Source organism: Thioclava atlantica, assembly GCF_000737065.1.
Lineage (GTDB): Bacteria > Pseudomonadota > Alphaproteobacteria > Rhodobacterales > Rhodobacteraceae > Thioclava > Thioclava atlantica.
The window spans coordinates 287,364-307,978 of sequence record NZ_AQRC01000002.1 but is presented as its reverse complement, the minus strand read 5'-3'; the positions used below and the strand labels follow the sequence as shown (position 1 = coordinate 307,978).

At 66.7% G+C, this 20,615-nt stretch carries 16 protein-coding genes; 12 read left to right on the top strand and 4 right to left on the bottom strand.

The annotated features are described in order from the left end of the window. The first annotated feature begins 77 nt into the window (after positions 1–77). Entirely contained in the window at positions 78–1,973 is a 1,896-nt protein-coding gene (locus DW2_RS03940; protein WP_156102870.1) for a heavy metal translocating P-type ATPase, read from the top strand. 44 nt (positions 1,974–2,017) lie between these two features. Here DW2_RS03940 and DW2_RS03935 read toward each other — a convergent pair whose 3' ends face one another. Then, complete coding sequence (locus DW2_RS03935) at positions 2,018–2,752, bottom strand: Crp/Fnr family transcriptional regulator (RefSeq protein ID WP_051855294.1); 735 nt, start codon at positions 2,750–2,752, stop codon at positions 2,018–2,020. Positions 2,753–2,959: 207 nt separating this feature from the next. Between DW2_RS03935 and DW2_RS03930 the strand changes: the two genes are divergently transcribed. Further along, positions 2,960–3,187: a hypothetical protein gene (locus DW2_RS03930; RefSeq protein ID WP_038143948.1), complete on the top strand. Its 228-nt coding sequence runs from the start codon at positions 2,960–2,962 to the stop codon at positions 3,185–3,187. A 54-nt stretch (positions 3,188–3,241) separates the two neighbouring features. On the opposite strand, the gene DW2_RS03925 is transcribed toward DW2_RS03930, so the two are convergent. Together DW2_RS03925 and DW2_RS03920 are read right to left on the bottom strand one after the other, a co-directional pair. Then, positions 3,242–3,919 (bottom strand): phosphoribosyltransferase, encoded by a 678-nt coding sequence (locus tag DW2_RS03925; RefSeq protein WP_038143947.1) that lies wholly within the window; start codon positions 3,917–3,919, stop codon positions 3,242–3,244. 67 nt (positions 3,920–3,986) lie between these two features. Further along, the gene (locus DW2_RS03920; RefSeq protein WP_038143946.1) at positions 3,987–4,874 is read right to left on the bottom strand and encodes a Crp/Fnr family transcriptional regulator; all 888 of its coding nucleotides are present in this window, start codon (positions 4,872–4,874) and stop codon (positions 3,987–3,989) included. Between the two features lie 340 nt (positions 4,875–5,214). Between DW2_RS03920 and efeU the strand changes: the two genes are divergently transcribed. From efeU to DW2_RS03895, 5 genes are all read left to right on the top strand, one after another. Continuing rightward, on the top strand, positions 5,215–6,774 hold the full coding sequence (gene efeU, locus DW2_RS03915) for an iron uptake transporter permease EfeU (protein ID WP_038143945.1): 1,560 nt from the start codon (positions 5,215–5,217) through the stop codon (positions 6,772–6,774). A 47-nt stretch (positions 6,775–6,821) separates the two neighbouring features. Continuing rightward, positions 6,822–8,027: an iron uptake system protein EfeO gene (efeO, locus tag DW2_RS03910; protein ID WP_038143944.1), complete on the top strand. Its 1,206-nt coding sequence runs from the start codon at positions 6,822–6,824 to the stop codon at positions 8,025–8,027. 13 nt (positions 8,028–8,040) lie between these two features. After that, a complete protein-coding gene (locus tag DW2_RS03905) occupies positions 8,041–9,336 on the top strand; it encodes a Dyp-type peroxidase (RefSeq protein ID WP_038143943.1) in 1,296 nt (431 codons plus the stop codon). Between the two features lie 171 nt (positions 9,337–9,507). Further along, positions 9,508–11,070 (top strand): alkaline phosphatase PhoX, encoded by a 1,563-nt coding sequence (locus DW2_RS03900; protein WP_038143942.1) that lies wholly within the window; start codon positions 9,508–9,510, stop codon positions 11,068–11,070. A gap of 69 nt (positions 11,071–11,139) precedes the next feature. Beyond that, a complete protein-coding gene (locus tag DW2_RS03895) occupies positions 11,140–12,750 on the top strand; it encodes a hypothetical protein (protein WP_202900083.1) in 1,611 nt (536 codons plus the stop codon). 83 nt (positions 12,751–12,833) lie between these two features. Here DW2_RS03895 and DW2_RS03890 read toward each other — a convergent pair whose 3' ends face one another. Further along, entirely contained in the window at positions 12,834–13,775 is a 942-nt protein-coding gene (locus tag DW2_RS03890) for a LysR family transcriptional regulator (RefSeq protein WP_038143941.1), read from the bottom strand. A gap of 135 nt (positions 13,776–13,910) precedes the next feature. Here DW2_RS03890 and chvE point away from each other — a divergent pair, with 135 nt between their 5' ends. From chvE to araD, 5 genes are all read left to right on the top strand, one after another. Further along, entirely contained in the window at positions 13,911–14,975 is a 1,065-nt protein-coding gene (chvE, locus tag DW2_RS03885; RefSeq protein WP_038143940.1) for a multiple monosaccharide ABC transporter substrate-binding protein, read from the top strand. Positions 14,976–15,105: 130 nt separating this feature from the next. Continuing rightward, entirely contained in the window at positions 15,106–16,623 is a 1,518-nt protein-coding gene (mmsA, locus tag DW2_RS03880) for a multiple monosaccharide ABC transporter ATP-binding protein (protein ID WP_038143939.1), read from the top strand. A gap of 10 nt (positions 16,624–16,633) precedes the next feature. Beyond that, complete coding sequence (gene mmsB / locus DW2_RS03875; RefSeq protein WP_038143938.1) at positions 16,634–17,869, top strand: multiple monosaccharide ABC transporter permease; 1,236 nt, start codon at positions 16,634–16,636, stop codon at positions 17,867–17,869. A gap of 4 nt (positions 17,870–17,873) precedes the next feature. Beyond that, positions 17,874–18,839 (top strand): AraD1 family protein, encoded by a 966-nt coding sequence (gene araD1 / locus DW2_RS03870; protein ID WP_038143937.1) that lies wholly within the window; start codon positions 17,874–17,876, stop codon positions 18,837–18,839. 14 nt (positions 18,840–18,853) lie between these two features. After that, the gene (gene araD / locus DW2_RS03865; protein WP_038143936.1) at positions 18,854–20,605 is read left to right on the top strand and encodes an L-arabinonate dehydratase; all 1,752 of its coding nucleotides are present in this window, start codon (positions 18,854–18,856) and stop codon (positions 20,603–20,605) included. The last annotated feature ends 10 nt before the right edge of the window (positions 20,606–20,615 follow it).

The following is a 20,615-nucleotide window of genomic DNA, read 5'->3' as shown; positions in this document are numbered from 1 at the left end:
CCTGAAGCGATCTGCGCAAGAGTAGGGGCCGAGGCAGGCGCCCGCTTCATGCGCGGCGCTCGCACGGGCAGGAGGGGATGCGCCGCGTGGAACAATCGAGCTTCGGACGTCTGAAGACGGCCATTTTCCTGCTGGCGCTTGCCGGTCTGGTCGCGGGGCTCGGTTTGCTGGCGGTCGGGCGCGCCGATCTGGCGGAGCTTGTCTGGATCGCGGGCGTCCTTCCCGCCCTGGCCGCACTTTTCCTCGAGATCATCCGCAGCCTGTTGCGCGGCGAGGTCGGGCTCGATTTCGTCGCGGCATTGTCGATGAGCGCTGCGCTGCTCTTCGGCGAGGAGCTGGCCGCCGCGGTCGTCGCGGTGATGTATACCGGGGGCACGTTCCTCGAGAGCTTCGCCGAGGGCCGCGCCCGGCGCGAGATGCATCATCTCCTGTCACGGGTGCCCCGCACCGCGACCCGACATCGCGACGGCGGGCTCGAGGAGATCCCGCTCGACCGGATCGAGCCCGGCGACCGGCTCCTGATCCGGCAGGGCGACGTGGTGCCCGTGGACGGGGTCGTGCTGTCGGACGGGGTCTTTCTCGACACCTCGGCGCTGACCGGGGAGTCGCTGCCGGTCCGGCTCGCGCATGGGACCGAGGCGATGAGCGGCTCGACCAATGCCGGCGACGCGTTCGACCTGACCGCGATGCGCCGCGCCGAGGAAAGCACCTATGCCGGCATCGTCCGGCTGGTGGAGGAGGCGCAGCGTTCGAAGGCGCCGATGTCGCGGCTCGCCGATCGCTGGTCGCTCGGGTTTCTGCTGGTCACGCTCGTCATCGCCTCCGCCGCCTGGTGGTTCACCGGCGACCCGATCCGCGCCGTCGCCGTGCTCGTCGTGGCCACGCCCTGTCCGCTGATCCTCGCGGTTCCCGTGGCGCTGGTCGCGGGGCTGTCGCGGGCGGCGCATTTCGGTGTTCTCATCAAGGGGGTGGGACCGCTCGAGACGATGGCGCGGATCAACACGCTGATCCTCGACAAGACCGGGACCCTGACCGAGGGGCGGCCGCAGATCGTCGCGATCGACAGCCATGGCGAGCTGGAGCAGGACGAGATCCTCCGGCTCGCCGCCGCGCTCGATCAGGCGTCGAAACATCCCGTGGCCCAGGCGATCGTGGTGGCGGCGCGCGCGCGCGGGCTCGGTCTCCCCGTGCCCTCCGAGGTCACCGAAATCCCCGGCGAAGGGCTTATCGGCCATGTCGAGGGGCATGAAGTCATCGTCGGCAGCAACGGTTTCGTCGCCGCGCGGGTCGGCGAGGGGGCGAACGACCATCCCGCGCTCTCGGCAGGATCGGTGCTCGTGGCGCTTGCGGTGGACGGTGAACTGGCGGGGCATCTGGTGATGGCCGACCCGCTTCGCGAGGGCGCGGGGGTGATGCTCTCGGGGCTGCGCGGCGAGGGGGTCGGGCGAATCCTTCTGGCCACGGGGGACCGGACCGAGGTGGCCGAGCGCGTCACCGAGGGGCTCCCGCTTGACGGGCTGCGCGCCAGCCTGACGCCCGATCAGAAGGTTCTGCTGGTGCTGACCGAGCGCAAGAACGGCCCGGTGATGATGGTGGGCGACGGTATCAACGATGCGCCCGCGCTCGCCGCGGCGGATGTCGGCGTCGCGATGGGCGCGCGAGGGGCGGCGGCGTCGGCAGAGGCGGCGGATGTGGTGATCCTCGTCGACCAGATCGACCGGCTCGGACCGGGGATCGAGATCGCGCGCCGCTCGCGCCACATCGCGCTCGAAAGCGTCGTCGCCGGGATCGGATTGTCGGTGATCGGGATGATCGTGGCGGCTTTCGGGTATCTGACGCCCGTCGAGGGGGCCTTGCTGCAGGAGTTGATCGACGTCGCGGTCATTCTCAATGCGCTGCGGGCGCTGCGGATCGCGCCGCGTGCGGTGCCGATGGCCGAACCCGAAGCCGGGGCGGAGCCCGTGGCCTCGTAGGGACCGGGTGCGGCCCGTGGCAAGGGATCGGACATCCCCGCTGCTCAGAGGTCGCGCGTCACGACATCTCCCGCGATCCCGAAAACACCCGCGCGGTCGATCACGTCGAATTCCGAAGGGGAGCGCAGGCGGATGATCCCGCGCGCCTCGAGGTCGTGAAAGGCGCGGCTGAGCGATTCCTGCCGCATGCCGAGATATTGCGCGAGGTCCTTGCGCCTGATCGTGATCGCGAGCCGGATCGGCACCGCGTCGCCTGTCTCCGACCGGCACAGGATGGCGAGGAAGGCGGCGACCCGCTGTGCCGCTTTCGGTGCGCTGAGGACGAGGTTCCATTCCCGCGCCGCCTCGATGTCGTCGAGGGTGATCTGCATGAAGAGATCGGAGGCTTCGGCGGAGCGGGAGAGAATCTCCTCGAATGCGGCGCGGTTGCAGGTGACAAGCGTCGCATCGCTCAGCGCCTCGACGGCGAAAGCCTCCTCCCCTCCGGACGCATCGCCGACCATTGCGGGCGGGACGCGCAACCCGACGATATGGCGCTGACCGTCGCGCAGGGTCTTCACCAGCGCCAGCACGCCGTCGCGCAGGAAACCCAGATCCTCGCTGCTCTCGCCTTCGCGCCAGAGGATGTCCCCCGCTTTCAGCGCCCGGGTCTTCCACAGCTTCGCGAGCGCGCTCCGCTGCCCGGGCGAGAGCGCATCGAAAACCCGCTGGAGCCGTTCGGGAAACTCCCCCCGCGATCCGGTGCCGCGGCTGTCCGGAAACCGCTGGGTCTTTCTCATGGCGTCCTCCATTGGGCAGCAGAGCGGTCGGCGCGCGGTGCTGTCGGTCCCCCGGCGCCGCTCGGCTGCTGCCGGAGCGCCGGCAGGCCAATTCCTGCCGGTGCGGGGGCGGCAGGGCGAGACCCGGCCCGTCGTTTTGCGTGGCGTCAATGCGCGCGGGGCCGCGGACCCTATGTTGGCTCTTGTTTCCTAGCGATGGAGGGCAGGATGAGCGACGTGTGCGAACGACCCCCGCGAGTTCAGGCATCGAAGGCGACCACATCCGCAACCCTGACCGGCCTCGGGCCCGCTTATCCGGCAGTCCTCGGACCACATCCGCGGCGGACGCTCGCGGCGTTGATCGATCTCGGGCTGAGCGATGCCGAGATCGCCCGCTATTTCCGGCTTTCGCCGCGTGACATCGCCTGCTGGTCCGCGCGCCTTCGCCTTGCTTGAGGCGCAGCGGGCAGGGGCGTTTCCTCGCTGAAGCGCCTCGTGCAAGGGGTCCGGTCACTTCGCCGGGTTCTCCGCCGAGGAAGCCTCCGAACGCGCGCGGGCGAGGATCGCGGTCACCTCGGAATCCGGGACCTGATCGAAATGGATGTAATGCGCGCCGACCGCATAAAGATGGCTCGGCACGAGCGGGCAGATCACCTCGTCGGCCTCGCCCCTCATTTCCTCAAGCGCCGAGCGGGAGGCGACCGGGATCGCGCAGATCGTCTTTTCGGGACCGCTCTGGCGGACTGCGCGCAGCGCCGCGCGCATGGTCGCCCCGGTCGCCATGCCGTCATCGACCACGATCGCGATCTTGCCCTGCAAGGGCAGATCCGGCGCGCCATAGGCTTCGCGCCTTCGCAGGATTTCCGCCTTTTCGCGCTCGGCGATGCGGGTGAACTCCGCCTCTTCGCAGCCCGCGGCGCGAAACACGTCGGGATTGCGCACGACGACCTCGCCCTGCGGCCCGGCGATCGCTCCCATCGCGAGTTCGGGATTGTGCGGCGTGCCGAGCTTGCGCACGAAGACGAGGTCGAGCGGCAGGGCGAGCGCGCGCGCGATTTCGGCGCCGACCGGAAGACCTCCGCGCGGCAGGGCGAGCACCACCGCATCCTGTCCGCGATACTGCGACAGCCGGTCGGCAAGCGCTTTTCCAGCCTCCTCGCGATCTTCGAAACGGTCAATCTCGTCCATCTTGCCCTCCCTGAGAACTTGCCGGCATGCCCCCGGCCAGCCCCTGTGCTGATGAGGCCCGCCTGCGTCAGCGCCCGTCGGGAGCCTCCCGCTCACGTTGCGAGCGTGGCGCGCGAAGGGATCGCGGGCATTGATCCCCATCAAGGCGTTGCTCCGAACCCGGCTGATCCGCGCTTCGGAGCGAGGATGCGCAGGGCGGGGAGCCGGTCTCTGCGGGTCGGAGCAGCGCGATGCCCGGGCCCACGGGGAGCCCCTCGGTAAGCGCCGCCATGTCGTCGATCCGGATGTGATAGGGATCGAGGAGGCCCAACAGCCCGCGTTTCTCGAGCTGGCGAAGCACGCGGCAGATCGATTCCGGTGTGGTCCCGAGCAGGTCGGCAATGTCGGCGCGGGACCATTCGACGGTGAGGATGCCGGACCCGTCGGGCTGCGGCTGCCAGGGCATGAGATCGCGCATGTCGTTCAGGCACAGGCGCAATCGTTCCTCTCGCGAGAGCCGGGCCAGCATCCAGCTCATGCTCCGGATCTCGTGCAGTTGGCGGAGCACCTGCCGCGTGACCAGCTTGCGCAGGTCGGGAAGTGTGCGCGCGAGGCGCTCGAATGCGCCTCTGTCGAACCGGCACAGCGCGACCGGCGTCGCCGCCTCGAGCGCATAGCCCGCGCGCGACTCGATGCCTGCGCCGATCAGCTCGCCGGGATGCGCTATGCCGACGATCTGGCGCCGGCCATCCGGGGAGTGGCGTTGGATCCGCACGAAGCCCCGCGTCACGACGGCGTAGAATGCGGGCGGGCTGTCCTCTCTCCAGAAACGGTGATTTCGCGGATAGTTCCGGGATCGGGCGAGCGCCCCGAGGCGCGCCTGCGTGCGTGGGGGCAGTTCGGCGCAGGCGCCGCTCCGGCGGGTGGGGCAGCCAATGCAATCGCGGGGCGGTGCGAGGGGCGTGAGCTTCGTCATGGCAAGAGCGCCTGATGGAAACGGATCTCCGCTCCACTCTAGCAACCGGCAGGACCCCGTCGATTGATCGAAGGATATAGGCGCGGCGTTTCAGCGGTATTCCACCGATCGGCAATGCCCGAGATCCGAAGGGCACCCGAAATCCTACGCCGCGCCCTGCGCTGGTGGACACTGTTTCAGGACACCGGTCGGTGCGCGCGGCCCCATCATGTGCGTGCTACAGGAAATAGATGACTTAATTAGTCGGAAAAACCCTTGCGCCGGGGATACGCGGGCGTTAGGGAAGCCCGAGTAAAACGATAAGGAATCGGGGCGCCGCCCCCCGCGCGAGGATAAAACCATGCTGCCGACATTCATTATCGGGTTGAGAGAAGGGCTCGAAGCGGCCCTGATCGTCGGGATCATCGCCGCCTTCCTGCGTCAGCGCGGGCAAGGGCTCGGGGCGATGTGGATCGGGGTCGGAACGGCGCTGACGCTTTCGCTCGCGGTCGGCCTGGCGCTCAAGGCGCTGGAGCACGCCCTGCCGCAGCGCGAACAGGAAGCCCTCGAGACGGTAATCGGCGTGATCGCGGTGGTCTTCGTCACCGGCATGATCTTGTGGATGCATCGCCATGCACGCGATCTCAAACGCAATCTCGAAGGCGATATCGGTGCGGCCCTGGGCAAGGGCGGGGGCCTTGCGCTGGCCGTGATGGCGTTCCTCGCGGTGCTGCGCGAAGGCTTCGAGACCAGCGTCTTCCTGCTCGCCACGCTTTCGGCGGCGCAATCCGGGTTTCTCGCGTCGCTCGGCGCGGCTCTGGGGCTGGCGCTCTCGGTCGCGATCGGCTGGGGGATCTATCTCGGCGGGGTGAAACTCGATCTCGGGCGGTTCTTCCGCTGGACGGGGGCTTTCCTGATCCTCGTCGCGGCGGGGCTGACCTTGCAGGCGCTGCGGACCGCGCATGAGGCGGGCTGGCTTCTGGCCGGGCAGCGTCAGGTCGCGGATCTCGCGGCGCTGGTCGCGCCCGGATCGGTGCAATCGGCGCTGATCACCGGAGTGCTCGGCATTCCCGCTGATCCGCGGCTCGTGGAGGTCCTGGGCTGGGCTGCCTATCTGATCCCGGTCACCCTCATCGTGTTCTGGCCGCGCCGGTTGCGCCCCGATGCGCAAGGGGCGCTGCGGTTGCGTCTTGGCGGGGCAGGGGCGCTGGTTCTGCTGGCCGCCGGGCTGGCGCTTGGCTGGCCGAAGGCCGAGCCGGCCGTGAGGATGCAGGCACCGATGGTCACAGCCGATGGCGAGACCCTGTCGGATGCGCAATTCTCTCTTTCCTCCCGTGACGCAATCCTGAGCGTCGCGGGGCAGCGCCTGAGCCTGCCGCTCTCGCAGGCCGAGGTCACGCCCGAGCGCCATCAGGGGCTCGCCGCCACGCACCGCTATCTGAAATCGTCTCGGGAGCTGAGCGATCTGCCCGCGCGGATCGGTCTGCAGGAACTCGTGACGCTCACGGGCGGGCGCCTACCGGTCGGCTTGAACCCCGCGCGTCATCCCGGGCCCTATGCGGCCACCTGGCAGCGGATCGACAAGGTCGATCTCTGGACCGCCTCCGGGGCGCTGCTCGATGCCGAGGGGCGGACGGATCTCGTGCTGACCCTGTCGCAGGGCGGTCTGCAGACCTCCCGGGTACTGCGGATCGAACGCATGCCGGACGGCGAGACCGCCGGAGCCTGGCGCATCGACCCTGCCGTCGTCGCGCAGAATGCCCGTGCGCTGCGAACGGCCGAACAGGCCCGGATCGAGGCCCGCTTCTGGGCCGGAGCCCTTCCTCTCTTCCTGCTCCTCGGGGCGCTGGCGCTGATCGTGCCGGCCCTGCGCGCCGCGCGCCGCCGGAGCCTTTCCACCTTCCAAGAAGCCAGGTCGTGATGACCGAGCCATCGACCCTCAAGCAAAATCCCAAAAGGAGTCTTTCGATGACCCGTTCTTTCCTGACCCGTTCCGTGGCGCCCCAGGCCGTGCTCGGCCTTCTGATGCTCGGGGCCCAGCCCGCGCTGGCCGATCCCGCGACGATCAAGGACGGCGTCGCGCAGGTCGCGATCACGCTGACCGGCGATGATGGCGGCACCTGCCAGCTCGATGCCGACAGCGCCGCGGCGGGGCCCGTCACCTTCACCGTGACGAACGTGTCCGCCCCCGCGATCTCGGAGCTCGAGGTGCTCGCCGGGTCGCGCATCCTCGGCGAGAAGGAAAACCTCGCGCCGGGGCTTCCGCCCGCGCGCTTCACGCTCACCCTCGACGGCGGCACCTACCAGATCTACTGCCCGGCGGCGGCGCAGCAGATGATCGACTTCACCGTCACCGGCAAGCTCGCGGCCCGGCCGCAGGGCGAAGTGGCCGACCTCCTCGCCGAAGGGACCGCCGGGTATGCGGCCTATGTCGAGCAAACGGTCGACGCGATGCTGGTCGCGGTCACCCGGCTGAAAGAGGCCGTCGAGGCGGATGATCTGGAAGCGGCGCAGGCGGCCTATGCCAATGCGCGGCCCTTCTACGAGCGGATCGAATCCGATGTCGAAGGCTTCGTGCTGCCCGGCACCGATCCGACCGACAGCTCGGGCAATCTCGATTATCTGATCGACATGCGCGCCTCCAATCTCGATCCCGAAGCCGGCTGGCACGGGTATCACGCGGTCGAGCGCGACCTCTTCGAGAAACAGGCGATCGACGCCGGAACGAAGGAATTCGCGGCCGAACTCGTGGCGAATGTCGCGCGGCTCGACGATCTCGCGAAGGGGCTGACCTACCGCCCCGAGGATCTCGCCAATGGCGCGGCATCGCTGCTCGAAGAGGTGCAAAGCGGCAAGATCACCGGCGAGGAAGAGGCCTACAGCCATATCGATCTCGTGGATATCGCGGGCAATCTGGAAGGCGCCCAACAGGCCTTCGCCTTCCTCGAGCCCGGGATGAAGAAGATCTCGCCCGAGCTTGCGGAGCGGATCAACGCCCGTTTCGCCGACGTGCGGGCGCTGCTCGACACCTATCGCGATCCGCAGGCGCTCGGCGGCTACAAGGTCTACACGGCCGAGCTGCGCGCGCGCGACGGGAAGAAGATCAGCCAGGCGATCCAGAGCCTGCAGGAGCCGCTCGCGCAGATCGCCGAGAAGGTCGCGACGGCCGGATAAGAGAGGTCACGCCATGACGAAGAGGCAAGACAGGCAACACAAGGAGGCTCCCGCCCTGACGCGGCGGGGGCTCTTCCTCGGCGCCGCCGCCGGCGGGCTGGGAGCGGCGCTTCCGGGGGCGGGGCATGCCGGCTCCGCCGAGCCCATGACCCCGGCAGAGGCGATGAGCGACGCGGCCAATCCCGCTATGCATCTGGAATATCCCTTCTACAGCGCTGCGGACGAGACCGCGCCGCAAGCGGGGATCGAGACGCCACCACAGCGATACACGATGTTCATGAGCTTCGATCTGACGACGCGCGATCCGCGCGATCTGCAGGTCCTGCTCGCGCGCTGGTCGGCGGCGATCGGCTTGCTGATGAAGGGGCGGCCCGTGGGGCAGGTGGAGCCGGAACGCACCGCCGCGGTGGGGCTCGATACCGGCGAGGCGCTCGATCTCGGGACGGCCGCGCTGACGGTGACGCTGGGGCTGGGCCCGCGGGTCTTCGGGCCCGATTTCGGGCTCGCGGATAAACGCCCGTCGCATCTGCGCGAACTCGAGACGCTGCCGTCCGATGCGCTGCGTCCCGGTCTGAGGGGCGGGGATCTTTCGCTTCAGGCCTGCGCGGAGGATCCGCAGGTGGCCTATCACGCGATCCGCGATCTGGCCCGGATCGCCAAGCGCACCGGCGCGGCCGCGACCCGCTGGACCCAGATGGGCTTCGGCCGCGCCTCGGCTGGCAAGGGGCAGGAGACGCCGCGCAACCTCTTCGGATTTCGCGACGGGACCCGCAACATCCGCGAGGCGCAGGACTTCAACCAGCATGTCTGGGTGGAGAACGGGCCTGACTGGTCGCATGGAGGGACCTATCAGGTCGTCCGCAAGATCGAGATGCATATCGAGAACTGGGACAATGCGCAGGTCTCGGTCCAGAACGCCGTCTTCGGACGCCACAAGGTCACCGGCGCGCCGCTGACCGGGCAGCACGAATTCGACGCCCCGGATTTCGCGCGGCGCGATGCGGCGGGCAGCCCCGTGATCCCGGTGGATTCGCATATGCGGCAGATGGCGCATGAAGAGAATGACGGGGTGAAGATCCTGCGCCGCTCCTACAACTACACCGACGGGCTGAACGCGGTGGGACGGCTCGATGCCGGGCTGCTCTTCGTCAGCTACCAGAACGATCCGGCGCATTTCGAACGCCTGCAGCGGCGGCTGGGCACGTCCGACGCGCTCGGGGAATATGTCTCCCATATCGGATCGGGTGTGTTCTTCGTGCCGCCCGCCCCGAAGGAAGGCTCCTATATCGGAGCCGAGCTGTTCGGCTGAGGCGCCCGGCTCACCCGCGGTCGGGTCCGGCCCAGGGCCGGGCCCCCGCGATCACGGCCGCTCAGCATTCATCAATCCTTCGCGACTTTGTTATCAAATTGTCGTGTGCCGGAAATATCGACCCCTGACAGCACCGGGCAATTCGCGCCCGGACAGCCAAAGGAGTTGATCATGAAGTTCACCGGCCTCACCGCCCTGTTCCTGTCCACCGCTCTCGCCATGCCGGCGGCCGCGGAATCGCTGACCCGTGTCGTCACCGTTCCGCTCGGCGCCGAGATCACCGGCATGTTCCTCGAGGGCGACGATCTGTTCTTCAACGTTCAGCACCCCGCCGACGATCTGGGCAACGAGTTCGCCCGCGCCACGGTCGGCGTGATCTCGAACGCCGATTTCGAAGCCTCGGAACTGGCCGCGGCGGAAGGCGACGACAAGAAGGTCGTGAAATCGGCCTTCGGGAAATATCAGGTGCTGGTGCAGGAAGGCGATTTCGACAAGATCGGCCATATCGCGGGCAGCAAGGGCGAGATCAAGGTCTCGAACGATCCCGATTTCAACGCCTTCGTGCGCACCGGCGCAAACGAGGGCTTCCTCTTCACCAACTGGGAAGACCGTCCCGGCGGCATGTCGCGCGTCAAGATGACCCGTGACGAGGGCGGCATGTGGAAAGTCGACGAGGCCGATGCCAAGATGCTCGACTTCACCGGTGTCGAAGGCACCTGGGTGAACTGCTTCGGCTCGCTCTCGCCCTGGGGTACGCCGCTTTCCTCGGAAGAACTCTATTTCGACAACACCGCCGACTGGAACAACCCCGAATACGAAGACATCGGCGATGTCGCGGCGCTCGAGAGCTATCTGGGCCATTACCCGAACCCCTATCGCTACGGCTATATCGTCGAGATCACCAACCCGACCGGATCGGCCACGCCGAACAAGCTCTTCTCGATGGGCCGCTTCTCGCATGAGAACAGCGTGGTCATGCCCGACCAGCGCACCGTCTATCTGTCGGATGACGGTACCGACGTGGTCTTCTACAAATTCGTCGCGGACCGCGCGGGCGATCTGACCTCGGGCACGCTCTATGCCGCGAAGATGACCCAGATGGCCGAGCCGGGCACCCCCGCCGCGGACGCCTCCTTCCAGATCAGCTGGATCGAGCTCGCCCACGGCTCCAACGGCGAGATCGCCGGCTGGATCGCGGAATATGACGGGATCACCCAGGACAAGTTCGAGGCCGACAAGACCTCCTACATCTCCGACGAGGACGTCGCCGCCTGGGCGCGCGGCGAGGCTGCCGACAACCGCGTCGCCTTCCTCGAAAGCCGCAAGGCTGCCAAGGCCAAGGGCGCGACGGCCGAGTTCCGCAAGATGGAAGGCGTGAACATCAACCACGCCGCCGCCGCCGACGGTTCGGTACCGTTCATGTATATGGCGATGTCGGAAGTGGCGAAGGGCATGGCCGACGACCAGGGCGACATCCAGGTCGAGACCAACAAATGCGGTGTCGTCTACGAGATGCGCCTCGACAGCAACTTCAATGTCTCGATGATGAAGCCGATTGTCGCGGGCGGCGCCTATGACAAGAACAACGAGGCCAATGCCTGCGATCTGAACGGCATCTCGAACCCGGACAACATCGTCGTGCTGGGCAACGGCAACGTGCTGATCGGCGAGGATACCGGCCATCACGAGAACAACGCGATGTGGCTCTGGAAGCCCGAGCGCGCCGCGATGTGATCGCCGACGCCTCACTGAAGTCACGGGGGCGGGCGCCAGTCCGCCCCCTTTTCATAAAGAAGACAGCCGATGAAACGCCTCCTCCTTCTGTTGCTGCTCGCGTGCCCGCCCTCCAGCTCGGCCGGTGGCCTCTCGGAGATGATCGAGGCCGAGATGATGATCTTCCGCCCCGAAGCCACGGCGCTCGCGGAAGCCGGGCGGCGCTACAATGCCGAGGCGCCGGTTCCGCCCCAGTGCTACACGCGGATCGAGGGGCGCTATAATCCGTGCTATGTGTGTCACCAGTCCAATGATGACCGCACCCGGCCCAATTTCATGCAAGATGGCGGCCTGCAGGCGGAATATGCCTTCTCGGAGGCGGGCCTCACCAATCACTACGCCAACCTGTTCCTCGATCGCTCGCAGCAGGTCGCGGAGATTTCCGACGCGGCGATCCTCGACTGGATCGACGACGACAATTACTCCGATCTTGCCGGACGTCTCGAAGCCGAGGGTTTCGCGGGGTGGATCCCCGATATCGCGAATTACGAGGATGCCGCGGCCGCCTTCGACGAGAACGGCCTTGCGAAGGACGGCTCCTGGTGGGTGGCCTTCAACTACAAGCCCCAACCCTCGACCTTCTGGCCCACCAACGGCTCGACCGACGATGTGCTGATCCGGCTGCCCGCGCCGTTCTACACGACCGAGACGGGCGCACAGAGCGTGGATCTCTACTTCGCCAATCTCGCGCTGATCGAGATCGCCTTTCAGGATCTCGACCGGGTGACGCTGCCCGAGGTGGACGAGGCCGCGATCGGGACCGATCTCGATGGCGACGGTGTCTTGGGTCGGACCTCGCAGATCGTGCGGCGCGCGCGCTTTCTCGGCGCGGCCTCCGGGGTGGAAGTGCGCCGGATGTCCTATCCCGAGGGGACGGAATTTCTCCATTCGGTCCGCTATGTCGGGGTCGGCGAGGGCGACCGGATCGAGACCGCGCGCCGGATGAAGGAGCTGCGCTACATGGTCAAGACGCGCCGTCTTTCGGTGCCGCAGATCGCCTCGCGCTACGGCAATGAGCGGCAGGAGAAGATCGACGGCAACCTGCCGCGCTATGTCGATCTTGGCGACAAGGGCATGGATAACGGGCAGGGCTGGACCATGCTCGCCTGGATCGAGGACAAGGCAGGCAACCTGCGCCGCCAGACCAACGAGGAGCTGTTCTTCTGCCGGGGCTGTCACGCAACGGTGGGCGCGAATATCGACCAGACATGGGCGTTCCCGCGCAAGATCACCGGGGCCGAGGGGTGGGGCTATCTCGATCTCAGATCGCAGCGCGACGTGCCCAATCGCGGCGAGGAGATGGGCGAGATCGCGCTCTACCTCTCGCGCGCGGGTGGCGGTGACGAGTTCCGCTCCAATGACGAGATGATCGCGCGCTGGTTCGACGCGGATGGGAGCGTGAATCACGCGGCGCTGGAGGGAAAGACGGTCTATGACCTCATCGCCCCGAGCCGCGAGCGCGCCCTGACGCTAAACAAGGCTTACCGTGTGCTGGTCGCGGAGCAGAGCTTCCTCTTCGGTCGCGACGCGACGGTCACGCCGCCGCGCAACGTCCATTCGGAGATCGACGAGGCGACCGCGCCGACCCTGCCGCCGCAATATCGCTACGAGCATGACATCCGCCTGAACTGGGCGGACTAGGCGGGGCAGGGCGGCCCCGATCCCGCAGGTGCGCGCCCTCGCCCCGAGCGGCGGCGTGCGGTCTGACGCGGGGAAGGCCAATGTCAGAACCGCGCGCCGCGCATCCGGATCGATTTGCGTACCATCGTCAGCAATGTCTCGGCCGCCTTCGACAGCTCGCGGTCGCGCGCGCACAGGATCATGTAGGGCTCGACGCTCATCGGACGCTTGAGTTCGAGATGGCGGAACCCGGCCGAGACGGGGGGCTCGAGCATGAGATCGACCACTTCCTGCGCCATAGGCGCGATCGCGTCGGAGTCCCGGAGGAGCGCGATGACCGCGAGCAGCGAGGAGGTGGTCGTGACATTGGGCGGGCTGCTCAGCCCCTCTTCGTGAAACGCCTCCTCGACCGCGCGCCGGATCGGTGTGCCGAGGCTCTGCAGGATCCACGGGAAATCGTGCAGCGCCGAGACCTTCAGCGGGCCGCGCTCGAGCATCGGATGGCCGTCGCGCACGAGAAGCCGGACGATTTCGGTGCGCGCCGGTTCGATATCGAAGGCGCGGTCCTCCATCCAGGGCGGCAGCCGGGCGAGCGCGAAATCGAGATGGCCGCGTTCGAGCTGCGGCACCAGCGTCGCCGAGGGCGCAACCTCGACCGACACGTCCACCAGCGGCGCCTCGGCCTTGAGGGCCTGGATCGCGGGAACGATCTCGCCGAGCGCGGGGCCGGTCACCGCGCCGATCCGGACGATCCCGCCCCGGCCCGCGCGCAATTCGGTGAACTCGGCGGAGAGCTGCGACAGGTCATTGACCATCCGCCGCGCATGGCGCGCCACCAGCGCCCCGGTGGGTGTCGCCTCCATCCCCTTGGGTCCGCGATTGAAGAGTTTCGCACCGAGAAGGGCCTCGACCTCGCCGAGCATCCGCGAGGCGGCGGGCTGGGTCATCCCGCAAAGCTCGGCCGCGATCTGCAGCTTTCCGTGGCTGAAGATCTCGGAAATCAGGCGGATCTGGCGGGGCCGCATATGCAGGAAAGGGTCGGACATTCGGCATTCCAATTTTGTTATGCAAAATGATGTTAATGGTATTTGGATGGTATGTCACCCGTCGCTATAAGGAGCCGTCCCCGCCTTTTCGGGGGAAGAGTGAACGGCGCAGGTGCGCCGTGAAGGGAGGAAAAGATGAGAATCTTGAAGCTGGCGGGTGCACTCGCCGTGAGCCTTGCGGCACTGACCGCGCCCGTCCACGCCCAGGACAAGGGCCTGATCGGGATCGCGATGCCGACGAAATCCTCGGCGCGCTGGATTGCCGATGGCGAGAACATGGTCAAGCAGTTCCAGGAAGCCGGGTACAAGACCGACCTGCAATATGCCGAGGACGATATCCCCAACCAGCTCGCGCAGATCGAGAACATGGTGACCAAGGGTGCGAACGTGCTCGTCGTCGCCGCGATCGACGGCACGACGCTGTCCAACGCGCTCGAGAACGCTGCCGCGGCGGGCGTGAAGGTCATCGCCTATGACCGCCTGATCAAGGACTCGGGGAATGTCGACTATTACGCGACCTTCGACAACTTCAAGGTCGGCGTGATCCAGGCGGAATCGCTCGTGCAGGGGCTCAAGCAGCGCTTCCCCGACGTCCATCCGTGGAACGTGGAACTGTTCGGCGGTTCGCCCGACGACAACAACGCCTATTTCTTCTATAACGGCGCGATGTCGGTGCTCCAGCCGCTGATCGACAGCGGCGACATCGTCATCCCCTCGGGTCAGACCGGCATGGACAAGGTCGGCACGCTGCGTTGGGACGGCGCGGTGGCGCAGGCGCGGATGGATAACCTCCTTTCGGCGAACTACACCGACAAGCAGGTGCAGGGCGTGCTCTCGCCCTATGACGGCCTCTCGATCGGGATCATCTCCTCGCTCAAGGGCGTGGGCTATGGTTCGGGCGACATGAAGATGCCGATCATCACCGGCCAGGATGCCGAGATCCCCTCGATCAAGGCGATCGAGCGCGGCGACCAGTATTCGACCGTGTTCAAGGACACCCGCGAACTCGCGAAGGTCACCGTCGAGATGGTCGACGCGATGCAGTCGGGCAAGGAAGTCCCGGTCAACGACACCAAGACCTATGACAACGGCGTGAAGGTCGTTCCCTCCTACCTGCTCGAGCCGAAGCTCGTCGACAAGGAGAACGTCAAGAAGGTTCTGGTGGACTCGGGCTACTACTCCGAAGACCAGCTGAAGTAACGCAGGCCGACCGGCCCCCGAGCCCTCGCGGCTCGTGCGGGCCGGTCTCCCGCTCCGGCGGCCGCGTGTCGCCGGAGGGGCTGACCTCGCCCGTCAGGGGACGGGGCAGGACGAATTCCAGGAATCCGACATGACAACTCTTCTGGAGATGCGCGACATCACCAAGGAATTTCCGGGTGTGAAGGCGCTCGATCGGGTGAACCTCTCGGTCGAAAAAGGCGAAATCCACGCGATCTGCGGCGAGAACGGCGCCGGCAAGTCCACGCTGATGAAGGTGCTTTCGGGCGTCTACCCGGCGGGCAGCTATGACGGCGAGATCTATTACGATGGCGCGCTGGCCGAATTCCGGTCGCTCTCCGACAGCGAGGCGCGCGGCATCGTCATCATCCACCAGGAACTCGCGCTGGTGCCGCAGCTCTCGATCGCCGAGAACATCTTTCTGGGCAACGAGCGCGCCACCGGCGGCGTGATGCAATGGCAGGAAACCTTCCGCCGCACCGAGGAGCTTCTGGCCAAGGTGGGCCTGCGCGACGCGCCGGGCACGATGGTCGACAGTATCGGCGTGGGCAAGCAGCAGCTCGTGGAGATCGCGAAGGCGCTCTCGAAGGACGTGAAGCTGCTGATCCTCGACGAGCCGACCGCCGCGCTTCAGGAAAACGACTCGCGCAAGCTGCTCGACCTGATGCTCGAGCTGAAGGCTCAGGGCGTCACCTGCATCATCATCTCCCACAAGCTCGGCGAGGTGCGCTATGTCGCCGATACGGTGACGGTGATCCGCGACGGCTCGACCGTCTCCCGGCTCGATGCCCGCGAAGGGCTCGAGGAAGACCATATCGTGCGCGACATGGTGGGGCGCGACATGACGCACCGCTTCCCCGACCGCACCCGCCGCGCGGGGGAGGTGGTGATGGAGGTCGAGGGCTGGAATGTCTGGCATCCCGAACATGCCGGCCGTCAGGTGATCCAAGACATCTCCTTCCATGTCCGTGCCGGCGAGGTCGTGGGCATCGCGGGCCTGATGGGCTCGGGCCGCACCGAACTGGCGATGTCGATCTTCGGGCAGAGCTGGGGGCGCAACATCTCGGGGCAGGTGAAACTGCATGGCAAGCCGGTCGATGTGAGCCGGGTGGACCGCGCGATCGATGCCGGGCTCGCCTATGTCACCGAGGACCGCAAGAGCCTCGGGCTGGTGCTCGACGAGTCGATCCGCTTCAACACCACGCTCGCCAATCTCGAGCAGGTCTCCTCGCGCGGCGTCCTCAGCGAGGGCGCCGAGACCGAGGTCGCCGAACGCTATCGCCGGGCGCTCGGGACGCGCACGCCCTCGGTTATGCAGAAGGTCGAGAACCTCTCGGGCGGCAACCAGCAGAAGGTGGTGCTCGCCAAGTGGCTCTTTGCCGGGCCCGAGGTGCTGATCCTCGACGAGCCCACGCGCGGGATCGATGTCGGCGCGAAATACGAAATCTACTCGATCATCAACGACCTCTCCGCCGAGGGCAAAGGCGTCGTGATGATCTCGTCGGAGATGCCCGAACTGCTGGGCATGTGCGACCGCATATACGTCATGAATGAAGGGGCTTTCGTGGGCGAACTGACCGCCGCCGAAGCCAGCCAGGAGCGCATCATGTCGCTCATTGTCACCGAGTGAGGGGGAACCGATGCAATCGAGCGAAACCGCCGCTGCCGAAACCGAGCCGTCGCGGCTCAAGACCTACCTGAAGACCCACATGCGCGAATACGGGCTGCTCTTTGCCCTGATCGCGATCATGGCCTTCTTCCAGATCGTGACCGGGGGCACGCTGATGCGGCCGGTCAACATCACCAACCTGTTCCTGCAGAACAGCTACATCATCATCATGGCGCTCGGGATGCTGATCGTCATCGTCTCGGGCAATATCGACCTCTCGGTCGGCTCGGTGATGGGCTTCGTGGGCGCGTTCGCGGCAGTGATGATCGTGCAATGGCACATGCCGGTCTGGCTGACCTTCCTGGCCTCCATCGTGATGGGCGCGGCGATCGGCGCGGCGCAGGGCTATTGGGTCGCCTATTGGAAAATTCCGTCCTTCATCGTCACGCTGGCCGGGATGCTGGTCTTCCGCGGCGCGTCGCTCTTGCTGCTCGAAGGGCAGTCGGTCGGCCCGTTCCCGCGCGATTTCCAGCTGCTCTCGACCGGCTTCGTGCCCGATATCCTGCCGCGCGACGTCACCTCCGGCCTCGCCGCGATGGTGGGCTCGCACAATTTCAACATCCTCGCGATGTCGGTCGGTCTGATTGCCGCGGTGGTGGTGATCTGGCTCGGGCTGCGGGCGCGAGCGCGCGACAAGGCCTACGGGATGGAGAGCGAACCGTCGAACTTCTTCTGGGCGCGCAACGTGATCGTGCTCGGCGCGATGCTGTTCCTGACCTACAAGCTCGCCACCTTCCGCGGCCTGCCGAACGTGCTGGTGACGATGGGCGTGCTGATCGTGATCTACGCCTTCATCACCCAGAACACGGTGATCGGTCGCCGCATCTACGCCCTTGGCGGCAATGCTAAGGCCGCGAAGCTCTCGGGGATCAAGACCGAGCGGCTGACCTTCCTCGCCTTCGTCAACATGGGCGTGCTGGCCGCGCTGGCGGGCCTGATCTTCGCCGCGCGTCTGAACACCGCGACGCCGAAGGCGGGCTTCGGGCTCGAGCTCGACGTGATCGCGGCCGTGTTCATCGGCGGTGCGTCGATGTCGGGCGGCTCGGGCAAGATCGTGGGGGCGGTCGTCGGTGCCTTCATCATGGGCGTGATGAACAACGGCATGTCGATCATGGGTATCGGCATCGACTACCAGCAGATGATCAAGGGGCTGGTGCTTTTGGCCGCCGTGGTCTTCGACGTCTACAACAAGCAGAAACAGGGCTGAGCAGATGCATCTGAGCCAGTTGAAATCGGGCGGCGTGATCGTCCGCGAAAATGAGACCGCACGGCTGCTTCCGGGGATCGAGACGATCTTCGCCCTAGCCGAGGAGGCGATCGGAAAAGGCGCGAAACTCGCCGATCTGATCCCTCAGGGCGGCGAGAGCGTCGATCTCGAGGCGCTCGCGGCGCAGGGCAAGCTCGACGTGCCGGTGCGCCATCCCGAGCCCGCGCGGATGTATCTGTGCGGCACGGGGCTGACACATCTCGGTTCGGCCTCGACCCGCAACGCGATGCATGCGCAGACCGAGGAGCATGTCTCGGACTCGATGAAGATGTTCCGCATGGGGCTCGAGGGCGGCAAGCCCGCGCCGGGCGAGATCGGCGTGCAGCCCGAATGGTTCTACAAGGGGCCGGGCACCGAGGCGGTCGCGCCGGGCGATGCGCTCACCTCGCCGGGCTTCGCGCTCGATGGCGGCGAGGAGCCCGAGATCGCGGGCTTCTATCTCAACGGGGCCGATGGCGTGCCCTGCCGGATCGGGTTCACGCTCGCCAACGAGTTTTCCGACCATGTGACGGAGCGGATCAACTACCTCTTCCTCGCGCATTCCAAGCTGCGCCCGGCCTCGTTCGGCCCGGAACTGCTGATCGGCGAACTGCCCGCGCATATCGAGGGCCGTTCGCGCATCGTGCGCGGTGGCGAGGTGATCTTCGACGAGCCCTTCCTGTCGGGCGAGGAGAACATGTCGCACACCATCGCGAACCTCGAACACCACCATTTCAAATACGCGCCGTTCCGGCGTCCGGGGGACCTGCATGTCCACATGTTCGGCACCGCGACGCTGAGCTTCGCCGCCGGCATCAAGCCGCAGCAGGGCGACATCTTCGAGATCTCGAGCCCGGCTTTCGGCCTTGCCCTTCGTAACCCGCTTGCCGTGGCGCCCGATGAGGGGCCCGCCACGGTCCGTACCCTGTGACCCGGAGTTCCCCAATGTCCGCGAAGAATTTCACCCCTGCCGCCTGGCCGCGCAAACTGCGCTCGCAGGAATGGTATGGCGGCAATGGCCGCGACACGATCTATCATCGCGGCTGGATGAAGAACCAGGGCTACCCCCACGACCTGTTCGACGGGCGCCCGATCATCGGCATCCTCAATACCTGGTCCGAGCTGACGCCCTGCAACGGGCATCTGCGCGAACTCGCCGAGAAGGTGAAGGCGGGCATCTGGGAGGCCGGTGGCTTCCCGGTCGAGGTGCCGGTCTTCTCCGCCTCGGAAAACACCTTCCGCCCGACCGCGATGATGTTTCGCAACCTCGCCGCGCTCTCGATCGAGGAGACGATCCGCGGCCAGCCGATGGACGGCGCGGTTCTGCTGGTGGGCTGCGACAAGACCACGCCCTCGCTGATGATGGCGGCGGCGAGCTGCGATATCCCCTCGATCGTGGTGACCGGCGGGCCGATGCTGAACGGCTATTTCCGCGGCGAGCGCGTGGGCTCGGGTACCCATCTGTGGAAATTCTCCGAAGCCGTGAAGGCGGGCGAGATGACGCAGGAGGAATTCCTCGAGGCCGAAGCCTCGATGTCGCGTTCCTCGGGAACCTGCAACACGATGGGCACCGCCTCGACGATGGCCTCGATGGCCGAGTCGCTCGGCATGGCGCTGTCGGGCAATGCCGCGATCCCCGCCGTCGACAGCCGCCGCCGCGTGATGGCGCAGCTCTCGGGCCGGCGCATCGTGCAGATGGTCAAGGACGACCTCAAGCCCTCCGACATCCTCACCAAGGAGGCCTTCGAGAACGCGATCCGTACCAATGGCGCGATCGGCGGCTCGACCAATGCGGTGATCCACCTGCTGGCGCTGGCCGGTCGCGTGGGCGTCGATGTGACGCTCGACGACTGGGACCGCTGCGGGCGCGATGTGAAGACCATCGTGAACCTGATGCCCTCGGGCAAATACCTGATGGAAGAGTTCTTCTATGCAGGCGGCCTGCCGGTCGTGCTGAAGCGTCTGGGCGAGGCCGGACAGCTTCACAAGGATGCGCTCACCGTTTCGGGCGGCGCGGTCTGGGACGAGGTCAAGGACGTCGTGAACTGGAACGAGGACGTGATCCTGCCCGCCGACAAGCCGCTGACCGAACATGGCGGGATCGCGGTGCTGCGCGGCAACCTCGCGCCGAGAGGGGCGGTCCTGAAACCCTCGGCGGCCAGCGAGCATCTGCTGACCCATCGCGGTCGCGCGGTCGTGTTCGAGGATATCGACGACTACAAGGCCAAGATCAACGACGAGGATCTCGACATCGACGAGACCTGCGTGATGGTGCTGAAGAACTGCGGGCCCAAGGGTTATCCGGGCATGTCGGAGGTCGGCAATATGGGCCTGCCGCCGAAGGTCCTGCGCAAGGGGATCACCGACATGGTGCGGATCTCGGATGCGCGGATGTCGGGCACGGCTTACGGCACGGTGGTGCTGCATACCTCGCCCGAGGCGGCGGCCGGCGGCCCGCTGGCGGTGGTGCGCGATGGCGACATGATCTCGCTTGACGTGCCGAACCGGAGCATCACCCTCGAGATCTCGGACGAAGAGCTCGCCGCTCGGCTGGAGCAATGGCAGCCCGGCCACGAGCGGCCCGAAAGCGGCTATGCCTGGCTTCACCAGCAACATGTCGAGGGAGCCGATACCGGCGCCGATCTCGACTTCCTCAAGGGGTGCCGCGGCAACCCGGTGGGCCGCGACAGCCACTGATCCGAAGCGG

Coding starts and splice junctions, on each gene's coding strand:
- DW2_RS03905 (WP_038143943.1), top strand. CDS start 8,041: ATGACGAAGAGGCAAGACAGGCAACACAAGGAGGCTCCCGCCCTGACG.
- DW2_RS03890 (WP_038143941.1), bottom strand. CDS start 13,775: ATGTCCGACCCTTTCCTGCATATGCGGCCCCGCCAGATCCGCCTGATT.
- DW2_RS03920 (WP_038143946.1), bottom strand. CDS start 4,874: ATGACGAAGCTCACGCCCCTCGCACCGCCCCGCGATTGCATTGGCTGC.
- mmsA (WP_038143939.1), top strand. CDS start 15,106: ATGACAACTCTTCTGGAGATGCGCGACATCACCAAGGAATTTCCGGGT.
- DW2_RS03925 (WP_038143947.1), bottom strand. CDS start 3,919: ATGGACGAGATTGACCGTTTCGAAGATCGCGAGGAGGCTGGAAAAGCG.
- DW2_RS03895 (WP_202900083.1), top strand. CDS start 11,140: ATGAAACGCCTCCTCCTTCTGTTGCTGCTCGCGTGCCCGCCCTCCAGC.
- araD (WP_038143936.1), top strand. CDS start 18,854: ATGTCCGCGAAGAATTTCACCCCTGCCGCCTGGCCGCGCAAACTGCGC.
- DW2_RS03900 (WP_038143942.1), top strand. CDS start 9,508: ATGAAGTTCACCGGCCTCACCGCCCTGTTCCTGTCCACCGCTCTCGCC.
- efeU (WP_038143945.1), top strand. CDS start 5,215: ATGCTGCCGACATTCATTATCGGGTTGAGAGAAGGGCTCGAAGCGGCC.
- mmsB (WP_038143938.1), top strand. CDS start 16,634: ATGCAATCGAGCGAAACCGCCGCTGCCGAAACCGAGCCGTCGCGGCTC.
- chvE (WP_038143940.1), top strand. CDS start 13,911: ATGAGAATCTTGAAGCTGGCGGGTGCACTCGCCGTGAGCCTTGCGGCA.
- efeO (WP_038143944.1), top strand. CDS start 6,822: ATGACCCGTTCTTTCCTGACCCGTTCCGTGGCGCCCCAGGCCGTGCTC.
- DW2_RS03940 (WP_156102870.1), top strand. CDS start 78: ATGCGCCGCGTGGAACAATCGAGCTTCGGACGTCTGAAGACGGCCATT.
- DW2_RS03935 (WP_051855294.1), bottom strand. CDS start 2,752: ATGAGAAAGACCCAGCGGTTTCCGGACAGCCGCGGCACCGGATCGCGG.
- araD1 (WP_038143937.1), top strand. CDS start 17,874: ATGCATCTGAGCCAGTTGAAATCGGGCGGCGTGATCGTCCGCGAAAAT.
- DW2_RS03930 (WP_038143948.1), top strand. CDS start 2,960: ATGAGCGACGTGTGCGAACGACCCCCGCGAGTTCAGGCATCGAAGGCG.